At 41.4% G+C, this 3,194-nt stretch carries 3 protein-coding genes; all 3 read right to left on the reverse strand.

The window, feature by feature from the left end; genetic code table 11:
- Positions 1-445 precede the first annotated feature (445 nt).
- From DXA87_RS10195 to DXA87_RS10205, 3 genes are read right to left on the reverse strand one after another with little or no spacing between them, the layout of a single operon-like run.
- Complete coding sequence (locus DXA87_RS10195; protein ID WP_117469280.1) at positions 446-1,465, reverse strand: site-specific integrase; 1,020 nt, start codon at positions 1,463-1,465, stop codon at positions 446-448.
- Positions 1,452-2,438, reverse strand: coding sequence for a tyrosine-type recombinase/integrase (locus tag DXA87_RS10200; RefSeq protein WP_117504241.1), 987 nt, complete (start codon positions 2,436-2,438; stop codon positions 1,452-1,454). Before DXA87_RS10200 ends, DXA87_RS10195 begins: the two co-directional genes overlap by 14 nt.
- Positions 2,428-3,168, reverse strand: a complete 741-nt coding sequence (locus tag DXA87_RS10205) for a site-specific integrase (RefSeq protein WP_348982218.1) — start codon at positions 3,166-3,168, stop codon at positions 2,428-2,430. The genes DXA87_RS10200 and DXA87_RS10205 overlap by 11 nt, the downstream gene beginning before the upstream one ends.
- Between the last annotated feature and the right edge of the window lie 26 nt (positions 3,169-3,194).

Here is a 3,194-nt window from a genome sequence, read left to right on the forward strand (position 1 = left end):
CAAAAAGAGGGCGAAAAGAGGGGGAAGTGGTTCCCAAAGTGGTTAACCGAGAGCCGATTTTTGGGGTGCTTTTCATCCCTCCTTTCCCTCGTTTTTTGGCTGTGGCAGTTTGGCATAGTTTGAGCTAATTTGAATAATTGAATATGAATTTGATGTAGCACACAGTATAAATGCTGGGTGCTTTTTTCATTTCAGGAACTCGTATTCCGGCGATAGAAAGAGCCGTCACTTCACTGTAAATTTTGAAGTGGCGGCTTTTTCTATTTCCAGAAGCAACAGCAATAATTAGAAATGAGGTGAAGTCAATGAACACGCAAATCATCGCCATCGCCAACCAGAAAGGCGGCGTTGGTTATGCATAGTAGGTAATTATGGAAAGTTGGAGAACAGAAACCTGATATATTCAGCATTTCTTTCTCCAATTACTTTGCATAATTAGGTGTTGCTATTTACCGAAGTTTTTGAGCCAATTAAGAAGATCATTATCTTCCTGCCATGATGGCATTTCTCCGTCTGAAGGACTTTGATAAGCATTTTCAAGAGCCTCACGTTTCATTTTTTCGTCTGCTCTGGCGTAAACTTCCGTGGTTGATACATCCGAATGTCCAAGCAGATCTCGGATATAGATAAGGTTTATCCCTGACTGGAGCAGATGCATTGCCTTTGAATGGCGCAAACAGTGTGGAGTCAGTTTGGGATCAACATCTTCATGTCCGGAAAGATATGCCTGTTCAGCATATTTTTGAAGGATGTAGGTAATCCCAGCACGAGTTATTTTCTTACCTGACCTGTTGGTAAATAAAGGATGGTTTCGGTAGAGTGCAGTATCCAGATGATTCTCAGCTATATATTGTCTGATAAGCTGTCCTGTAGGCACCATTACAGGTACGATCCTGCTTTTATCTCCTTTTCCGGTTAGTTTCACGGTTACAGTATCCGCAAGTGTGATATCACAAACCCTTAAATCAACCAGTTCCTGTACACGGCATCCTGTATCATACATAAGCGTCAGCAAAACACTATCACGACGACCGGAGAGAGACATAACGTCTGGTTGTTCCAGAAGTGCCTTTGTCCCTTCAAGAGACAGATATTTTATCAAAGGCTGTTCCACTTTTTTCATGGGTATGCCAAGGATCTGCTGGCACTGTTCTATTTTTTCAGGGCATTCAATGATGAGAAAACGAAAAAAAGAGTGTATTGCCGCTAGACGCTGATTTCGGGTAGCCGGTTTACAGTTACGTGTTTCTTCAAGCCAGTTCAAAAAGCGGTTTATCAGTTCACGGTCTAAAAGCTGAAGCTTTACTTTATCCGGTTGTATACTTTCCTGTTCTTTACAATAAATAAGCAAAAGAGAAAACGTGTCCCTGTAAGACAATTGTGTGTTTGCTTTTATACCCCTCTGTGAAGGGAGGTATGTGGTCAAAAATCTTGTAAGGTAAAAACCAAAATCATATTTCTTCATTTTGCACCTCCGGAATCACAAAAGCACATTTTTCCTCTATTGTGCTTAATAATTCAGGATAAACTTCAGCAGTGAGCCGAAGATATCTGGAAGTGGCACTGACAGATTTATGGCCCATATATGTGGAAAGCATAGGAAGCATCGCAGTGAGATCGTTTCCCCCGGTTACCCATTTTTGCAGCACGTGTACTGCGAAGGTATGACGCAGATCGTGAAGTCTTGGTCCCTGACCTTTTCCACCATGGGAAATCCCCATCACTTTAAGATAAACACGGAATTTCCCATAGATCGTATTCGGGCTGATCATTGTATGATCCGGTGCCATGAAGAAATAATCTGTATCTTTGTCCCACCAGATTTTATCTGCATATTTTTGACAGGCCTGTGTAAGGGATTCGGACATGGGGATCAGATGATCCCTATCCATCTTGGCTTCTTTTATTGTCAGGATACCATCTGTGAGATTTACATCTTTTACCTGCAGCTTTAGAGCTTCGGAAACGCGTAATCCACATCCATACAGCATCCTGAAAATAACAGGCAGACAGTTTTGTATGTTTCTTCTGTCATCACAAAATTTAGTGTTATCAGCAGCTGCAAACAATGCAATTATCTGCTCATGCGTAAAAATATATGGAACAAAGGAGGCCGTCCATATACCACGTTGCTCAGGTAAAAAATATACCTCATAGCCAAGAGTGTACAGGTATTCACCAAACTGCCTCACACATGTCAGTCTGTGGGCACGGCTTTTGCCTGCCTCCCCTGCTCGGGGAGCTATCCAATCCTCTGCGAGTTTTTTGGTGATACAGACTTCCGTCAGATCATAATCGTTGCTGAATCTGCAAAAACGGGACATTACTTTCTCCTCGGATTGATATTTAAATCCAAGATTTCTTTTGAAAGATATGAAATTTTCTGCAAGTTCTTTAAATATGCCGCTCATTTCAGGTGCTTTATGCTCAGTCTTCATAACCGGATACCTCCAATGCACAGTTTCTAAGCTGTTCAATATCAACCCTTAGATAAGCCATGGTGGTTTCAGTACTTGAATGTCCAAGGATTTCGGAAATGACCGGAAGAGGAATCCTGTTTTCCAGAAGTCTTCCTGCCAGACTATGTCTCAGTGCATGCGCACCGTGATGACGCCCTTCCGTTTTAATTCCAGCCTTTAAAAGATGCCTGTGGACAGTAGAGCCGACAGCAGATGCTGTAAATTCATGTATAGGTGCCCTGTGTCTGACAAAAATATGATCCGAATTACAAGTCGGACGACCGTATTTCATGTATTCGATAATGGACTCACCTACATCTTTCAGAAGAGGCAGTTCTATTTGTTTTTTTGTCTTAACCTGATAGAAACTGATTTTATTTGTTTCCCAGTTAATATTTTCAAAACGCAGATTTGCCACATCACTAGCTCTTAATCCGAGCCTTGCAATCAACAGGATAATTGCATAATCCCGCCTACCGCCGGGATTGCCGAGATCGATCTCCGCTAAAGTTTTTGAGACTTCTTCTGCTGTATAAACAGAAGGAAGTGTGCTGTTTTTGTTGTAATGAATGCAGGGGATCCTCTTATAGGTATCCTTGTCATAAAAACCATTTTTAAAGGAATATTCCAGAAAAAGTTTTACTGCTCTAAGTGTTGCAGCTGCAGTCGGTTTTGAAAAACAGGATAACGCTGCGATAAAATCATAAATTAACCTATTGTGCTATTTCAAATAAA

This window comes from Desulfotomaculum sp. OF05-3, from assembly GCF_003435535.1.
GTDB lineage: Bacteria > Bacillota > Clostridia > Lachnospirales > Lachnospiraceae > Pilosibacter > Pilosibacter fragilis.